The following is a 17265-nucleotide window of genomic DNA, read 5'->3' as shown; positions in this document are numbered from 1 at the left end:
ATACTTCTCTTCCGAGCGTCGCAGCTCCTGTTGCAGCAGGTACTCCTGGGTAGTATCGCGCGCCAGGCCGTGCACGCCCACCAGTTTGCCCTCGCGATAAAGCGGGAGGATCTCCGTCAAAAAGGTCTGCACCACCTTGCCTTCGCGGTCCACATGCACGGTGCGCACCCCAGACATCACCCGCCCGGTTCGCAGGACCGCCAGGCAGGAACGGCGAAACGTCTCCCAGCTCTCCGGAGTGTGGGTTATTTTGGCCCGCACCAAGCCGCCTTCGGCCTTCAGGGTGGCCAGATCAGGGATGTCGGCAAAACCACGGCTGAGCTGCAGGGGAATTGCCAGCTCAAAGTGCTCTGGGTCAGGAATTTCAATTGCCCAATAGAGGTCCCGCGAGGCTTCCACCAATTGCCGATAACACTGGTCGCCTTCTGCGTCACTCCGCCTTGCGGCTTCCTGAAGTGTGACCACCACAAACGGAGTCCGGTTCTCCCCGTGGACGGCGAACATGCGCGCGCCAACTTCTGCCAGGGTCCCGTCCTTCCTGCTCACAGTCAAGCGGGTGTCGACGAGCTGGCCGGCCCGCGCGTCGCTCAGCCAATCAGCCACGTTCGCCTGTTCGTCGCTCGCCACGAGCTCGGCGAGGGGGCGTCCGAGCAATTCCTCCTCCGTGTAGCCGGTGAGCGCGGCCGACGCGACATTGGCGTGAAGGATCCTCCCGTCCCCTGTGCAGACCAAGGAAGCAAACGGAAGCCTCGCCACCAGAGAGCTGAGCAAGTCACCTGCCTCAAGTCGAACCCCAGGCGCAGAAGGCGCCGACAAAACGAGGAAGGCCACCGCTCCAGCTGCGGGGACTGCCACACAGCGTGCCTCTGTCCGGTCACCCGACTTGTGGAAGAACTGCATGTCAAGCACCTGAGGCACTGGTGAGGGGGAAGTCTCTGCGACTGCAAAAACCCCCTCTGTCCCCGCGAGGACCGACTGCAACTGGGCACCAGCAAGCTCGCCCGCAGCATACCCCAGCTCCTGCTCCACCGCCCGGCTATGCCTAAGGATCCGCTGCGAGCTGTCCACCAAGAGCGCCGGCGCTGGCCAGCTTTCCACCAGAGCCTCTAATTGCGCAGGAGCCAGTGCGGGCGCACTTGGCCCCTCCATCCCCCTCTCCGTGCGCTGCACCACTCCCAGGTACGTGGGAGGCGCACCTGCCTTGCTCTCCATGGCCGCCATGCTCAGGATGGCCGGCAGTTCGCCCCCATCGGCGGCGCGCAGTCTCACCTGCCGTGCGACGATTTCGTCTTTGCCTTGCAACTCCTCCAGTAGCGGCAGGAATTCCAAGTCCATGAGCTCGCCAAGCAGGTTGCGCCCCACCAATGCCTGGCCGTCGGCATAGCCGAGCATCCTCGCCAGTTCTTGGTTCGCCGCACTGATCTGCCAGTCCACCGTGGCAACGAAGGCGCCTGCCGGGATGATGCTCAGCAGCCGCTCGGTCGCCGGGAGCGGAGGCAGCGCCCCAGGGGCCTCTGGGGGAGGTGCAACTGGCGCCACACCCAGCACTTCTCCCACCGCCTGCTCAATGGCTTCCAGCATCGCGACAAAGTGAGCACCCAGATGGATGTCCACCGGGTCAATAAAGTCCTCGCTGGAGATGGCCCCGCCGCTGCTCACGACTTGCTCATTGAGCAGCTCCAGTTTGCGCCGCACCTCGCCGAAGGTCTGCGCTACCCGCACCACGGCGGCAACCTCCGAGTCAACCATCATGGGCAGGGCCGCTACGGCTACGCCACCGGAAAAGAGCGTGGCAACAAGACGCTTCCCCTGCAACGCGTCCTGGTCACGCAGCAGCCAGTTGGAAGAAAGGCAGTGGTAGAGCCCTTGCAGGGCCGAAGCCGAAAGGGAGGCCTTCTGTTCGACAGACTTGCTTGGGGTGGTAAGTGGTTGACCATGACGGTCACGGATGGCGATGGCTACGTTGAATTTCTGCGCCAGCTCATCCTGAACCGCTTGCAGGCGGGCATGCACCTCCTCGGCAGCAGGCGCCGATGTCATGTCAGACACCTCCGCGGCAACAACCAGTCCTCACATCCTCAACACCTCTTCACTTGCCCTGCCCCGCCCGGGGCTGCCTGACCACGCTTCAAGATACACAAACTCCGCCTCAATGTCAACGGGAAACTGACGCCCTGCCCACCTGGGCCAAGCCTGCGGCCGAGCGCGCATAGCGCACGAAGAACTCGCCTATGCGCTCATACGCGCTCTCCAACACGTTTTCCGGGGGCAGAAACACCACCCGGAAGTGCTTCGTGCCAGGCTTCTGGCCGAACCCACTCCCCGGCACGACGACCACGCCGGTCTCCGAAATGAGGGCACGCACAAAGTCGTCGTCTGTTCCGTCTACGGCGAGGCGGGGAAATGCGTAGAAGGCACCTTCTGGCTTGACACACGAGATACCCGGTATGGCGTTCAGCATGCGGACGGTGATGTCCCGGCGCCTGGTCAAGCGCGCCATCACGTCTACTAAGTGGCTTTGGTCCCCTTCCAGCGCCGGTCGGATGGCCCACTGCTCAGGGTGATTGGCGCACAGCCTGGCACGCAACAACTTGTTGATCGCCTCCACATAGTCCTTGAGCCACTCCGCCTTGCCACTGACGATCCCCCAGCCGATCCGGAACCCGGGCACTAAGTAGGCCTTCGACAGTCCGTTCAGGGTGACCACAGGGACTTCGCCATTGAGGGAGGCGATGGAAACGTGGCGCAAGCCGTCGAAGATGAGTTTATCGTAAATCTCATCGGCGAAAATCACCAGGCTGTGCCGCAAAGATAGCTCGACGATGCTCTGCAGCACCTCCTCGCGGTACAGAGCACCGGTTGGATTGTTGGGGTTGATGAGCACGATTGCCCGTGTCTTGCGGTTGATCTTCTTGGCGATGTCGCGCACGTCCGGCTGCCAGTCGCTTTCTTCGTCGAGATAGTACTCATTGACCTCCACGCCCAGCTTATTCAGGATGGCGCTATAGAGCGGATAACCAGGCGAGGGGAGGAGCACGTTTTCCCCCTCATTGGCCAGCGCGGTCAGGCAAACGTCGATGGCCTCGCTGGCGCCAGTGGTGATGAACACATCCAGGATGTTGTCGATTCCTTTCGCCCGGGCTGCCCGCGTGATGGCCTCGCGAGCCTCCTGCACCCCGGATGAAGGAGAATAGCCGTTCATGTTGCGCAGCATGGCCTGGTAGGTGGCCTCGATGATGTGCCGTGGCGTCTGGAAGTCGAACGCGTTCGGGTCGCCGATGTTCAGGTAGAGCATCTCTTTGCCCTGCTTGGCCGCCTGCTCGGCCAAGACCACGATGTCCCGCACCGCATAGGTAATCTTCTCCGTGCGGCGGGCCGGCACAATCACTCCGTCTCCTGCCATTCTTGCCTCCTGGATGTTCTCTTTCGTGCAAGTCCCAGGCCACTGCCGTAAACTGCACTCGGCATTACTCCCCCATCAGCTGCGTTCCGTAAGCAAAGAGGTTACCGGCGCGGTAGATTTCCAGTTGCACCGGCGAAAACGGCACTGCCTTGATCGTAGCGCCGTTGGTGCGATTCACGATGCGGCCGCTGGCCACGTCCACCTCGATCTCGTCGCCTTGGTTAAGAGCGGCGTCGCTGAGGCCCGGGCATTCCAGCAGCCCCAAGCCAGAATTGATGGCATTGCGCTTGTAAATAGCACCCGTGGATTCGCTGATGATGAGCCGGATCCCTAAGCTGCGAAAACAATCCACCGCCTGTTGCCGGGAGGAGCCACAGCCAAAGTTCTTGCCCACAACGACGATATCCTCGGGCGTGGCCTTGCGGCCAAAATCCTCGTAACCACGCAGATTGTCGAATGTGTACTGCCCCATCTGCGCCACATCCTTGATGTGCAGATAGCGGTTGTGAAAGATCATGTCGGTGTCGATGTCGTCGATCAGGCGGCCCTTCTCGTCCACGATCTTGAACACCCGGCCCACGATCAGCTCGGCGCCACCAGGTTGCGTTGACGGAGTCGGCGAGAAAACCTCTGCCCGCGCAGCCCGAGGGGCACGGGGCGGACGAGAGGGCACCACCTCGCTTCGGCGCCCCAGATAGCGCCCATCAGGCAGAAAATCGATGAGGGTGTGGGGCACGGTCGTCGGGCAGGTGATGAATCCCCGCAGGGCGCTGGCCGCCGCGGTCGCCGGGCTGGCCAGGTAGGTGTCGCCTTTGCCCTGCTTGCCGCGAAAGTTCCTGTTAGAGGTGCTGATCTGCACCTCCTGTTCTCCCACCATACCGATCTGGCCAGAGGCGCACCCGCCACAGCCCGGGTGGCTCACCACCGCCCCTGCCTCGCGAAAGATCTTGATGAGGCCGTCGTCCAAAAGCCGGTCGTAGACCTCTGCGGTGGCAGGGACGATCTTGAGCATCACGCCGTCCGCCACGCGCTGACCACGCAAGATGCTGGCCACCACCGCATAGTCCTCATACCGCCCGTTCGTGCAAGAGCCGATGAAGACCGAGTCGATGCGCACGTCTCTGAGGTCGCTGGCCGGCACGACATCAGCAGGGCTGTTCGGCCTGGCCACCTGTGGGCGCAAATCGCTCACGTCGATGTCGATGACCTGAACGTACTCCGCATCTGAATCGGCGGTCACCGGACTGACCGCCCGCCCCGAGCGCGCCCGGCAATAGGACAGCACTTCCTCGCTGGGCACCATAAACGCCGCGATGGCGCCCATCTCGGTGGCCATACTTGCCAGGGTGATGCGGCCGGCAAGAGAGAGTTGGTCGATTGCCGGACCGTAGAATTCCACGGCCTTCCCCAGCGCTCCTTTTGTCCCCAACTTGCCCACGATGTACAGCGTCAAGTCCTTTGCCGTAGTGGGATATTGGAAGGTACCGTAGAGGTTGACGCGAATAGTCGGCGGCACTTCGAACCACGTACGCCCCGTCTTGAACGCGAAAGTGATATCCTGGTCGCCCATTCCCTGGCCAAACGCACCGATGGCCCCGAGAATGTTCAGATGGCTATCGGTCCCGACCATCACCTCGCCGGGGACCACTAAACCCTGCTCGATGACCACGTGCGAGCCGATCCCCTGATTGACGTCGAAGACGCGAATGCCCTGCTCACGGGCAAAAAGGCGGCAAATCTGTTGGTTGTCCGCATAGCCCGCCGTGTTGGCCGGCACGTTGCAATCGAAGGTGAACACGGTGCGTGACGGGTCGGCCACGTAGTTGTCCCGGTAATGTTCACGCAGGTTCTTGACCACGTTCGCACCGCCAAAGTCGCGCGCGCTGCGCAAGTCGATGTCCATCCACACAATCTCGCCAGCCCGTGCCTCGCGGGCCGTATGCGCAGAGATGATCTTCTCGACGATGGTCTGTCCCATAGTGCTCCTCGCCACCGCTATTGTTGCCGGAACAACGTGACCATTTGGCGAAGTATCTGCTCTTTGACCTTCACCATTTCGTCCTTGGACGAGCAGAAGATGGTGCCGGCGGCCGCACCCTTGTGCCCACTGCCGATGTTCAGCTGCCGCATAATCTCGCCTACGTCCTTGCTGTGCTCCTCTGCAGCCATGGCAACCCCAAGAGAAAACGAGATGCTGAGATCAGTGGTCTTGGTGCCGTCGCGGAACAGGTTGCGCACCTCGATGACCCCTTTCGCCTGCGGGAAGAGCAGATAGGCGAGCTGTCGTATCACCTGGGGCCTACGATTATGGCGGGTGAGATCCAGGATCACAAGTTCCTGTTCAGGGTCTTCGGGCAGGAAGCGTGCATCTGCGCGGATGAGCTCGAGCATCTCCTGTTCGAGCCGCCGGTAGCGCGCAAAGCGCTCCTGTACATCGGGGCGCGCGGCCACAGTCTCCAATGGCTCCTCCTTCAACCGCTGCACCAACGAGCGCAGGTACTGCCACTTGCCACCGTCGGGTTGCTGCTGGAGAAGCTTGATCGTGCCATCAATCACCTTGCCGGGCGTCTCCTTACGCCACTCCTCGACCGACCCAAATCGGAAGGCGTCGATCGCGTCCGCCTCGGCCACCAGCTCGGCAAAGTGCCCTGGGAGCGCAATACCTTGCTCCGCGAAGTGTTCGTAGACCACTCGCGCACAAGAGTCGCGCGGGGCGAAACGGCCGTTCACCTGTTTGGGGTCAATGCCGCGCAGGTGCAACTCCTCGAGGTTTGCCTCATGGTGGTCAAACCACAGCCCGCATTCCAAAGGGTACGGCAGGTCGCAGACCACATCTGCTTTGGTAATAGTTATGCGCGCCTCGCTCACCGTCCGCGGGCCGGTGAATTCAATGTGGTTTACATGCAAGGCATGGGAGCAGAAGACGGCACAGGCCAAGCCATCAAAATCTTCGTGCGTGATTATCTTCTGGTACATCCGCTCGGTATCCCAACTACCCGGTGGCTCGTAGGCGCTCTTCCTGTGGGCGCTCGACCATTTCTCTGGCCTATTGCTGCGGCTTACGCAAGAGCGCACGGCCAAATTTAGGAAATCTGGGCGCAAGGGTCAAGCTGTTTGTGACGCAAAAAAAGTGCTTGACTTTTTGGGTGTCGGAGGTTATATTGTTAGCGTCGGGGGGCGGGAGCCGCGCCAACTCGTATCCACCCCTGGGGGCACAGCCTCTTGACTGAAAACTTCCACGGGCTTCAACTCGCGCGAGCAATCGGTTCTATCTCACGCTGCCGAGGGGCTGCGGGCACCACCACATTCGGTGGTACCCAAGAGGCCTGCGAACTCGGCCTAAGGTGGGCCCAAACCGGTGTTTGCCGGAGGCCCAAAAGGGGGAACCAGTTTTATGGGCGCTCCGATCATAATGGCGCTGCGCACGCCGAGAAAGTGGGTCCTGCTCACGCCATATCACCTGAGTGAGCACACAGTGACGTGGCGTGAGCGATTTCTGCGGTGCCACCCAGTTTTGCTGACGCCACACAATCTCGCAGAGCAGATGCGGCCGCCTCGCCGCAGGAGACTTTCGACGTGGCTGCCACTGTCGATGCTTGCCGCCATTCACCTCCGCCGCCGCTTTGCGTGGTGGTGGATAATCCTGGGGGGACTCTGCTTCGCGCTTGCCGTCGCAAGCCCCCACTGCTCGGGCGAGCTTCATTCGGTACGGCTGATCGCCCTGCTGCTCATGTTCCCCCTGTGTCTTGTTCTCTTCCTGTTCAAGAGCTGGTATCGCGCGACCTTTGCGGGGCCGACGTCGAGCATTGAGCTCGTTGTTCCTCTCACGGCGGGACCTGCCCTCCATCGCTTCTGCCTTCGGGTGTTGGAGTGTCAGGAGCGGCTCGGAGGCGCCCAGCCAGAGGAGGAGCCCCCTACCACGGACCTCCCGCCGTGGCGGCCGAGGCCACGCGGCTTGCCGCCGGGTAGGCCGCCCCGCCAGCGGAGGGGGCGCAGGACGCTCAAGCCAGCCCCTTGGGTTTAGCCGGCACCTCCGCCAGAACCGCCAGCACCACCGCCACCACCGGCGCTGGCCCCACCACCAGCGCCGGTGGCCGAACTGACGCTGCTGGTTACTGCCGAAACCATGGAACTCAGCGCCTCAGAAATCCCGCCGCCCGGGCGTGCACCAACGCCCCCCACATACCAGGAAAAGGTGGCCAGCTGCTCTTCCGGCATCTGCCCCAAAAACGCCTCCATCGCTTTGGAACGGACGCCCAGGGCAGTACCGTACACCAGCAGTTTGTCAACCTCAGACGGATACTCCGTGAATTGCGCGTCCCTCGTTCCGAATTTGGCCATGTACCTGGCCAGGGCCTTCCATTGCCTGGCTTCGACCTCTGCCTCAGGAGTGCGGCGAGGCACGAGAAAGGAGAGGACAAACACGCAGAGCGTAACCGCAGCCAAGAGCAAAGCCCACTCCTCCACCAGGAAACCGGCTGCCACGGTCAACAGAAGCAGCAGGCCAGAAAGGAGCAACGAGCGGTTCATGGCGCGCAGGCTCTCCTGGTCGTAAAAATTGCGCGCCTTGGCCTCGGTTGCCACCTCCTTGCACCACTGGGAAAAGAAGGAGGCTGTCGCGCTTCTGTGCCTCTGCAGCTCGCCAAGGCTGAGGCGGGTTGCCCCGTCGGACAGAGGTCCGAAAAGGTACGCCAGCAGACTTCGCTCGTAGGTCAGCAGACGACCCTCATCAGCATCGCGTCGTGCGCGCTCCCTGTCCAGCTCAAGCACATATTCAGGCTTCTTGGTGACGCGGCCGCGCTTGTCGGCTGCCGGCTCTTCCTCCACGATCTTGATGAGCCCCCGCCGCGCCAGGTCCAGCAACGTGGCCACCAAAGCGTTGGCGCTCACGGTGCGGTTGAAGACCAGGTAGCTAACCAAGGCGGGTGGTGTATCCGCCGGGGGTGCGCCCGACAAGGCCGGCTGCCGAGGCACCTGATGCCGTCGGCCGTAGACGCGGTAAATGTTCCACCAGCTGAGCAGCCCACCGACGCTGAGCAGTGCCACCAACCACCGGCCGTGCTCCTTTCGCGCCTTCTTGCTGGCCTCACGTGCTAAGGCCTCTTGCCGCTCGAGATTGGCACGCTCGGCCCATGCAGCCTCTTCCTGCATGATAATGGCCTCGACGGAGTCCGGCAGCACAGGCGCGGCGGCAAAGACCTGCGCAGGATACAGAGCCCGCACTTCCCAGAAGCGCCGTTTGGGGAGCTGCGCCACGTCGGCTAAGATGGTCCCGTCGTCGCGAATGACGACATTCCCCCAGAGGGGACCATGCGCCCAGGCGCGCACTTGGCCTGTCGCAAGTGCTTGAGGGGGCACAATGCGCACGGTCACCGAGCCACTTGGCCTATCCCAGCCACTCCCCACGAACTTGTAGTACAACACAGCGACGTCTTGGTGGCGGCGCACCACGTCCAACAAGCGAAACCGCAGCGTGAAGGTGCGCACCTGGTTGCGTGCGCGGTAGTACCAGCGCACGCCCAACCTTTCAGGGCTCTCCTCGATGTTGTAGGTGCCAGGTTCCTGCGAGTCATCCAAGCGGTATTCCGTGTCGCCTTCGCTGACACGAACATCGCGAACGCCCCCGGTCCCGGCCAGCGGCAACTCGTAGCTCGCCCAGGTGAAGTTGCCCACAAACCGATACTGACGCTGTTCAACCACATCCATGCTTCCGTCCTCATGGAGATAGGCGTTCACCCACACGCCCAGGATGTCGTACCTCTTGCTCGCCGCCTGAAGAGGTGGCAGGCAGAACAGCATCAGGAGCGCAGCAACCACTGCGCACTGAACGAACGCTATCGCCAGTGGCCGATTTGACAGCACGGGTATCTTGACTGTCCGCATCCTTCCCTCCTGGATGTGAGCACGAGGTTCTACTTGTGGCCAGATTCTGACGAACACTGAGGCAGATGCAGTCGGTACTCCCTCCTCTTTCGCAGCGGTGCCGTCATGGCCGGCCCACCGATCCCTCGCCGTGGCGACAGTGCCTGTCTCTGGCTTCCTGCCGGCGGAGCTCCGGAATGTCCGCCATTCCCCCTGGTCGCTGCTTCTTGCAACGCTGCTCAGGAGTAACATTCCCCAGCACCGGCGCGTCTTCTTAGTCGAGTGCAACTTTTTCGCGCCTCAACTGGTCTAAGCCGGTGAACACTTTGCACAAGAGTGGCTCCAGCATGTGCCCTGTTGCCCAACAACCATCTTGGATGGGACGATGATCATGGTCAATGTTCTTGAGGAAAAAGTCGCGCTTATTACGCCCGAGGGGAAGCTCATGGGAGGACCGGAGACCGCCACCCTTTGCCAGGAGGTGGAGAAGCTGGACCGCGCCGGCTACCGCAGGGTCGTTCTGGATTTGAGCCGCGTGCGTTGGGCAAACAGCACGGCCATCGGTGCGCTCATCAAGTGCTTCCTGACGCTGCAAGACCATGGCGCTGAGCTTCGCCTGGCATGCCTCAGCGAGCGTGTCCGCCACTACATGAGCATCACCAAGCTAAGTCGAGTCATCCCGACCTTCGAGTCGGTGGACGAGGCCCTGCGGTCCCCCTCTACCGCCTAGCCGCGCTGCCGTGCACCCGCAGCGCTTCCCCCCAAGTCCCCTGCGTCCGGCCTCGCCTGGCAGCGCAAAAAAGCAGGCGCCCTCCCTATGCTTCTCACTTCATGTTCCCTATGCCCACCTCGCGCATCAGGGCCTCTATTTCGGCAACGGTCTTGGGTGCAGCAGATGAAAGCACCTCGTGACCCTGCGCAGTGACAAGGACATCGTCCTCAATGCGCACTCCCAGGTTCTCCTCGGGGATGTAGATGCCCGGCTCGACGGTAATGACCATTCCGGGTTGCAGCACCGTCACCTCGCCGACGTCGTGGACGTCCAGGCCAAGCTGATGGCTGGTGCCGTGCACGAAGTACTTGGCATACTCGCCAGGACGGCTGATGAGCCCCAGCTGCACAAGCCCCTGCCCGATGACCTGTGCCGCCTTGTCGTGGACCTCGGAAATCTTGACCCCTGGCTTGACCAGTGCGATGGCCTCCGTCTGGGCCTTCAGGACCAGTTCGTAAACAGCGCGTTGTCGCTCAGAGAAGGTGCCGCTCACTGGCATGGTGCGCGTGAGGTCCGCGCAGTAGTGCCGGTACGAGGCTCCAATGTCCACGACGAGCAGGTCCCCCGCCTCCATCTGCCGCTTGTTCTCGCTGTAATGGATACGGCAAGAATTGGGTCCCGAGCCGATAATTGGGGCGAAGGCCGAACCATCGCCGTCCCCGCGGCGGAACACGTATTCCACCAACGCAGCGACCTCGTACTCCCACATGCCGGGCTCCACCGACTTTATGGCCTCCACCTGGGCGGCACAGGTGAGCTGGGCCGCTTTGCGAATGAGCTCCACCTCTGCCTGGCTCTTGATGACCCGGAGCCCGGCCAGCAGGCTTGCAGGATTGCTGACCACGACCGGGTACTGGCGCAGCCGGGCCGCCTCGATCAACTCCAGCTCCTTGGTAATCGGCTCTTCCAAGCGCAGGCGCGGAGCCTTAAAGTAGAGCGTGTCGGCACGCGTCAACGCTTCGGCAAAGGCACCGTAAAAGTCATGCAGCGGGCGCGCCACATCGATGAGCAGTCTGCTCGTGGCCTGCTCTGCGGTGAGCTCTCCCCCACCAGCCATCCTTTCCAGGAAAACGACCTCCTTAACAGGTCGCTCTTGACCCGCAATGGGCAGCCCACGCTTGCTCAGTATCAGCACTGCACCCGGCTGGTCGATGCCGGTGAGGTAATAGAAATTGCTCTCCTGGCGGAATGGACAGCCATAGCTTTCCCCAGAGCGCTGCGCCGCCTTGAACACCGCCACGCCCCGGGGCGACAGGAGCCTTCGCACAGCCTCACGACGTGCTTCAAATTCCTCCGCAGGCTGCGCCTTGACAGCTATGGCAAGGGCACCCCACGCTACCATCCCCGCCAGCACTCCCACCGCGTGGCGGCGAAACGACTTACTATCCATCACGGACCTCCCGGTCACCGGGCGAACTCCCCACCGAGGACATGTTTGATGCCCTCCGCCTCATAGCCGGCATTCACCTTCCACCAGCCGTCCGAACCCTGGTATTTGAAAGCCGACACCCCGTCGCTCAGCCAGACGTGAATGTGCACCTTGCCGCCGCCGTAGTTATAGAAACCACACAGGTCATCAAACCCGTCGCCGTTGTAGTCGCCGGCGGCGACCCCGACGAGCTTAGTGGCATCGTAGCCCGCCTCCTCACGCCACCAACCCGCCGAGGTCTTGTACTCGAAGCGGTTCAAGCCATTGTTCAGCCAGACGTGGATGGCGGTCTTGCCGTTTCCGTAGTAGTAGAAACCGGCAAGGTCATCCAGGCCATTGCCGTCAAAATCGCCGCAGGCCATCTTCACTAGCCGGTCGGCCTCGTACCCTCCTTTATTGGTGCTGAACCACCCGTTGGAACCAGAGTAGGAGAACCCCGTGCCACCGTTGTTGATCCAGGTGTGGATGCGCGTCACCCCGTTGCCGTAGTAGTAGATCGCGGCCAGGTCGGAGTACAAGGTGGGAAGTTGTTCAGTGGTGGTGGTCGTCTCTTGACCGTACCCGGAGGCGATAATCAGACCACCAGTCAGACACAGCGCGAGACACCTTCGCAACCAGCTCATCGCCCGGCCCTCCATTCTTTGTGCGCAGCCATTACGCAGACAAGCCTATTTGGCACCAGCCTGCCAGCCATAGGTCTGGTACTGCCAGCGGAAGTGTTTCCCTTTCACGTCCACCACCACAAATCCCTCGGGGAAGCCGCGGTATGGTCCCGCCCACCATGCGCCAGACACCGCGCCACCGGTGACAAAGTGGGTTCCCCTTACCACGATCTCCTCCACGTCATGCATGTGTCCCTGCAGGACCAAGGGCACATAGTGGTCCGCACAGGTACGCAGGACGTCGAGGGCATTGGTCACGGCCAGGGCACGATCCAGTGCAGCCAGCGGGCCGTGGGCGAACTGTTCCGCCACCGAGAACAGCGGAATATGCATGACCAACACGACCGGCGTGCCCTTCTTCACCTGTGCCAGGTCGCTGGCCAACCAGGCCAGCTGGAGTGAATCGACGTAGCCGTAGTAGGTGCGCTCGGGAGTGAACCCAATGGCATCCAGCAGAACAAAATGCCACCCCGCGTGGTCGAAGGAGCGGTAGGTACGCCCTTCTCCGATGCGCTTCTTGAACATCTCTTTGCCAAATTCGGGGTGACTGGGGTCGACGCCACTGCTCTTGTACAGGCCGAACACCTCGTGATTGCCAATGCAGTTGTACACGGGCATCTGGAATTCTTTGACCAGGGCAAGGTAGAGCGCGTAGAGAGAATCGGCGCGGCCGTAGCCCTGCTCAAGCGCGTCCATGATCAAGTCGCCGCCGGTGATGACGAAGGCCGGCTTGGGCCGCAGGGCATTCACTGCCTGGATGGCGGCGCGGAAGCCCTCTGCCCCTCGCTGCTCAGGCTGCACGTGGATGTCAGTCATGAACACAAAGCGGAACGACTGCGTCTGCTGGCCACAAGCCAAGACGAGCAAGAGCACAAACACCGCCCCGAAAACCAGCGCACGATGCCGCAGACCCTTAACGACTGCCTCCATGGAACCGTCCTCCCGGCTGTCTGACTCAAAGCAATTTGCTCGCGACGTAAGTCACCGCGTTGCGAAAGATGAAAACGCCGTCTCCCTCTGGCTTCAGCCCTTCTCTTGTCCAGCGAGGGTGATGCGTGGGATCGAAGTGCCGCTCAGGGTGAGGCATGAGCCCGAAAACCCGTCCCGAGGAGTCGCAGATGCCCGCAATGTCCGCCACCGATCCATTGGGGTTCCAGGGGTAGGTGCACGGCCCGCCCTCGGGGTGAACGTATTGCAGCACCACCTGGCCGTTTCTCTGTAGGCGGTGGAGCACTTCTTCTGAGGCAGCCACGAACTTGCCTTCCGCGTGCGCAACGGGCAGGTAGATGCGCTCCGGCCCATCGGCCGTGAACACGCACGGACCGGGGTTCACGCGCAAGTAGACCCAGCGATCTTCAAACTTGCCAGAGTCATTGTTGGCCAGCGTGACCCGCTGAGGAGCGCCCAGGTCCACCTCGGGCAAAAGCCCGGCCTTGGCCAGCACCTGAAAGCCATTGCAAATGCCGATGATGAGTTTGCCTTGCCGGTGGAACTGCACCAAGGCCTGGCCGAGCTTGTACTTCAGCTCGTTGGCCAGGATCTTGCCTGCCGACACGTCGTCGCCGTAAGTGAACCCCCCCGGAATGGCTAAGATGTGGTAGTCATGCAGACTGAGTTGCCCGCTCACCACGCGATTGACGTGCACCAGGTCAGCTGTCGCACCCACGGCGCGGAAAGCGAATGCCGTCTCTTGATCGCAGTTGGAACCTGCCGCACGGAGCACCAGAACTTTGACCCTTTTCATCCTCGGCATCCTGTCTTGTCCCTTCGACGTGCGGGTTCACCACGCACCTATGTGTCACAGGCTCCCCTTGGCATGCCCTGCGATTTCCCGGGGCCTCTGCCCTACCAGCGCAGCGGCGCTTGCCAGCTCTCTTTGAGCTCGGCGATGGGCGCGTCGACTACCACCTCTCCTGAAATCCCTTTGACCACAAACTGCCGGCTGTTCTGCACCCGCCCGAGAGGGGCACAGGGCAGGCCGCGCATGAGCTCCTCGAAAGCTTTCGCCGCATCGGGCGACACCTCGACTACAAAGCGGCTGCACGATTCGGAAAAAAGCAAGGTGTCGTTTCTCACTGCAGAAAGGGCGTGAGGCACCTCGGAGAGCTCTACGGTCGCGCCGAGATTCCCGCTAAAGGCCATCTCCGCCAGGGCTACGCCGAGTCCGCCCTCGGAGCAGTCGTGGCAGGCCCGCACCAACCCGCGTTGTATGGCCTCGGACAGGGCGGCAAACAGGCGCAGCGCCTCGCCCGGGTATACCTTAGGCACGCCGTTGCCCACGAAACCACGCACCGCGTAGTAGTGGCTGCCCCCGAGTTCATCCCGCGTCATACCCAGGACGTACAGGAGGTCGCCGGCACGCTTCAGGTCCATAGAGACCGCTTTCCGGCAGTCCGGCATGATGCTGATGGCCGAGATGAGCAAGGTCGGCGGAATGGCGATGGTCTCCCCCTGCTCGGTGGTGTACTCGTTGTTCAGGCTATCCTTGCCCGAGATGAAGGGTGTGCCATAAGCCTTGGCGATGTCGTAGCAGGCCTGGGCGGCGCGCACCAGCCCTCCCAATCGGTCGGGCTTGTCCGGATTCCCCCAGCAGAAGTTATCGAGCAGTGCGGTGCGCGATACCTGGCCGCCCACTGCCACCACGTTGCGCAGGGCCTCGTCTATGGCAGCGGCCGCCATCCAGTAGGGGTCGATCTGACCGTATTTGGGGTTGATCCCGTTGGCCACGACAATCGCACGGTAAGAATCATACCGCGGCCGCACAATGCTGGCATCTCCTGGACCGTCGTTATCCGCCCCAACGAGCGGCTTGAGGGCGCTGCCCCCTTGCACCTCGTGGTCGTACTGCCGCACCACCCACTCCTTGCTGCACACGTTCCAGGAACCGAGGATTTGGTGCAAATAAGGGGTAAGGTCATGCGGGTCTTCGAAGGTTGGTTCCTCCCAGGTCGGCGCTTGCCAATGAGCCTCCCGCACCAATCGGGGCAACCCCTCGTGCAGGAACTCCATGTCCAAGCGACCCACCACGTGCCCTTGATAGCGCACCACAAGCTGGCGGTCGGAGGTCAACTGGCCGATCACGGTTGCTTCCACGTCTTCGCTGGCAAACAGGGCGAGCGCTTCTTGCAACTTTTCGGGAGGCACAAAGATCACCATCCGCTCCTGGGCCTCGGAAATCCAGATTTCCGTGTAGCTGAGCCCCTGGTACTTGAGCGGCACCTTTTCCAAATCCACCACCGCGCCCGTCTCGCGCGCCAACTCACCGACGGCGGAGGAGAGTCCCCCGGCACCGCAATCGGTAATGGCCCGGTACAGCCGCCGGTCGCGCGCCTGGAGGAGAGTGTCGACCACCTTCTTCTCGGTAATAGCATTACCGATCTGTACGGCCCCGCCCCATTCCACTTCGGACTCCACCGTCAGCTCACCAGATGAACACGTGGCGCCATGGATGCCGTCGCGCCCCGTCCGTCCACCCACGACCACGATATAGTCGCCAGGCACACTCTCCTTGCGATGCATCCCTTTGGGCAAGAGGCCAATCGTGCCGCAGTAGACAAGGGGGTTGCCGAGGTAGCGCTCATCGAACAGCACCGCGCCGTTCACCGTGGGGATACCCATGCGATTCCCATAGTCGCGCACCCCCGCTACCACGCCTTTCATGATGCGCTTTGGGTGAAGCACACCCTTGGGCAGTCGCTCCAGCGGGAAATCTGGCGGGCCGAAGCAGAAAACATCAGTGTTGACAATTGGCTTGGCCCCGAGACCGGTGCCGAGCGGGTCACGGATCACGCCGCCGATGCCGGTATTGGCGCCGCCGTAAGGTTCCACTGCAGACGGGTGATTGTGCGTTTCCACCTTGAAGCAGACGTCATACTCATCATCGAACTCGATGACGCCGGAGTTGTCCACGAACACCGACACGCACCACGGCAGCGCCAGTTCGCGAGTGACCCGCATAACGGTCTGCTTGAGGAGATTGTCGATGGTGGTGCCGTCGTATCGGATGAGGCCGCGCAAGGTCTTGTGGCTGCAGTGTTCCGACCAGGTCTGGGCAAGCGTTTCCAACTCCAAATCGGTGGGATTTCTTCCCAAGCCGCGGTAGTACGACTGTATGGCCCGCATCTCCTCCAGGTTGAGGAACAGGCTGCGCTCTTTGCTAATCTCCCGCAGCCGGGCGTCGTCGGCCTCAAGGAGGTCAACCTCCACCAGTTTGAAGGCATACTCAATGGTGCCGTGGAAGATTTGCTCCCCTGGCCGCACCACGTGCTCGACCACCTTGTTCGCCAACAGCTTGTCCACGATGAGTTGCTTCTGCGTCTCGCTGAGGTGGCCCACCAGCCGGTACCTGCGGGCCGTCTTCACGGCGGTGACAGAATGGATCCCCAGGTCCCGGATCCCCTTCATGGCGCTTTCTTCCACAGGATCCATGACCCCAGGGTTGTAGGTAATCTCGACGTCCCACTCGTCCGCGCCGGGCGGCGGGAGCACGTCACCATCCACGGCGTACACTTGGGTCACCATGTCGGCGAGCAACTCGCTGGCGATGCGTTCCTTTTCTGGCGTGCTGAGCGCACCTTGCAGGTAGTAGACTTGCACGGCATGTTGGCACTTTGCTGCGGCCAGACCCAGGTCCTGGAGTCCGGAACTCACCGCCGCAGCCGCGGTATCTAAGAACTCAGGTCGAAGCGCGATTTCGATCCGCGTGGTCACAGGCCACCCTCTGACTTGTTCGCTCATTTCTGGTCGTCGATGAGCATCTGCAAGAGCCGCTCCCTGTCCACAGGAACCACGCCCACCTCTTCGCACACCAGGCCGGCGGCGTAGTTGGCGATGGTCGCCGCCTCTGGGGGAGACGCTCCAGCAGCATAAGCCGCGGTAAAGACACTAATCACCGTGTCGCCGGCACCGGAAACGTCGTGCACCTTGCGTGCCTTCGTGGGCACATGGGCCGCCGCGCCGTTTCGCTGGAACAGGTACATGCCATCCGAGCCTAAGGTGAGGAGCACGTTCTCGCAGGCCAACCGTTGCAGCAACTCTTTGCCGGCAGCGCGGACGTCATCATCCTTTGCGAGACGCGTGCCCAGCACCTCTTCGGTTTCCCGCCGGTTGGGCTTGATGGTACAAACTCCCTGGTACT

At 62.0% G+C, this 17265-nt stretch carries 12 protein-coding genes; 1 reads left to right on the top strand and 11 read right to left on the bottom strand.

The features are described from left to right. The 5 genes from H5U38_11200 to H5U38_11180 all read right to left on the bottom strand — a co-directional run. Positions 1-2040: PAS domain S-box protein (locus tag H5U38_11200; GenBank protein MBC7187591.1), on the bottom strand; the 2040-nt coding region annotated here is incomplete at its 3' end. A gap of 115 nt (positions 2041-2155) precedes the next feature. Further along, positions 2156-3403 carry an aminotransferase class I/II-fold pyridoxal phosphate-dependent enzyme gene (locus H5U38_11195; GenBank protein MBC7187590.1) on the bottom strand — a complete coding sequence of 416 codons (1248 nt, stop codon included), beginning with the start codon at positions 3401-3403 and terminating at the stop codon, positions 2156-2158. Between the two features lie 64 nt (positions 3404-3467). Beyond that, complete coding sequence (locus H5U38_11190; GenBank protein MBC7187589.1) at positions 3468-5381, bottom strand: 3-isopropylmalate dehydratase large subunit; 1914 nt, start codon at positions 5379-5381, stop codon at positions 3468-3470. Positions 5382-5398: 17 nt separating this feature from the next. Beyond that, positions 5399-6379, bottom strand: coding sequence for a hypothetical protein (locus tag H5U38_11185; GenBank protein ID MBC7187588.1), 981 nt, complete (start codon positions 6377-6379; stop codon positions 5399-5401). Positions 6380-7423: 1044 nt separating this feature from the next. Then, the gene (locus H5U38_11180; protein ID MBC7187587.1) at positions 7424-9286 is read right to left on the bottom strand and encodes a DUF2207 domain-containing protein; all 1863 of its coding nucleotides are present in this window, start codon (positions 9284-9286) and stop codon (positions 7424-7426) included. Between the two features lie 364 nt (positions 9287-9650). Between H5U38_11180 and H5U38_11175 the strand changes: the two genes are divergently transcribed. After that, complete coding sequence (locus tag H5U38_11175) at positions 9651-9995, top strand: STAS domain-containing protein (GenBank protein MBC7187586.1); 345 nt, start codon at positions 9651-9653, stop codon at positions 9993-9995. 94 nt (positions 9996-10089) lie between these two features. Here H5U38_11175 and H5U38_11170 read toward each other — a convergent pair whose 3' ends face one another. From H5U38_11170 to H5U38_11145, 6 genes are all read right to left on the bottom strand, one after another. After that, entirely contained in the window at positions 10090-11427 is a 1338-nt protein-coding gene (locus H5U38_11170; protein MBC7187585.1) for an aminopeptidase P family protein, read from the bottom strand. A 14-nt stretch (positions 11428-11441) separates the two neighbouring features. Beyond that, positions 11442-12089: a VCBS repeat-containing protein gene (locus H5U38_11165; protein MBC7187584.1), complete on the bottom strand. Its 648-nt coding sequence runs from the start codon at positions 12087-12089 to the stop codon at positions 11442-11444. A 45-nt stretch (positions 12090-12134) separates the two neighbouring features. Then, the gene (locus H5U38_11160) at positions 12135-13058 is read right to left on the bottom strand and encodes a metallophosphoesterase (protein ID MBC7187583.1); all 924 of its coding nucleotides are present in this window, start codon (positions 13056-13058) and stop codon (positions 12135-12137) included. Between the two features lie 25 nt (positions 13059-13083). Next, a complete protein-coding gene (gene purQ / locus H5U38_11155) occupies positions 13084-13872 on the bottom strand; it encodes a phosphoribosylformylglycinamidine synthase I (GenBank protein ID MBC7187582.1) in 789 nt (262 codons plus the stop codon). A gap of 101 nt (positions 13873-13973) precedes the next feature. Further along, positions 13974-16865, bottom strand: a complete 2892-nt coding sequence (gene purL, locus H5U38_11150; GenBank protein MBC7187581.1) for a phosphoribosylformylglycinamidine synthase subunit PurL — start codon at positions 16863-16865, stop codon at positions 13974-13976. Next, the coding region (locus tag H5U38_11145) for a bifunctional hydroxymethylpyrimidine kinase/phosphomethylpyrimidine kinase (protein MBC7187580.1) at positions 16862-17265 on the bottom strand (404 nt) is incomplete at its 5' end. The genes H5U38_11145 and purL, both read right to left, overlap by 4 nt.

Source organism: Calditrichota bacterium (assembly GCA_014359355.1).
Lineage (GTDB): Bacteria > Zhuqueibacterota > Zhuqueibacteria > JANLFK01 > Oleimicrobiaceae > Oleimicrobium.
The sequence above is the reverse complement of the archived record's forward strand: the minus strand, read 5'-3'. Positions and strand labels throughout refer to the sequence as shown.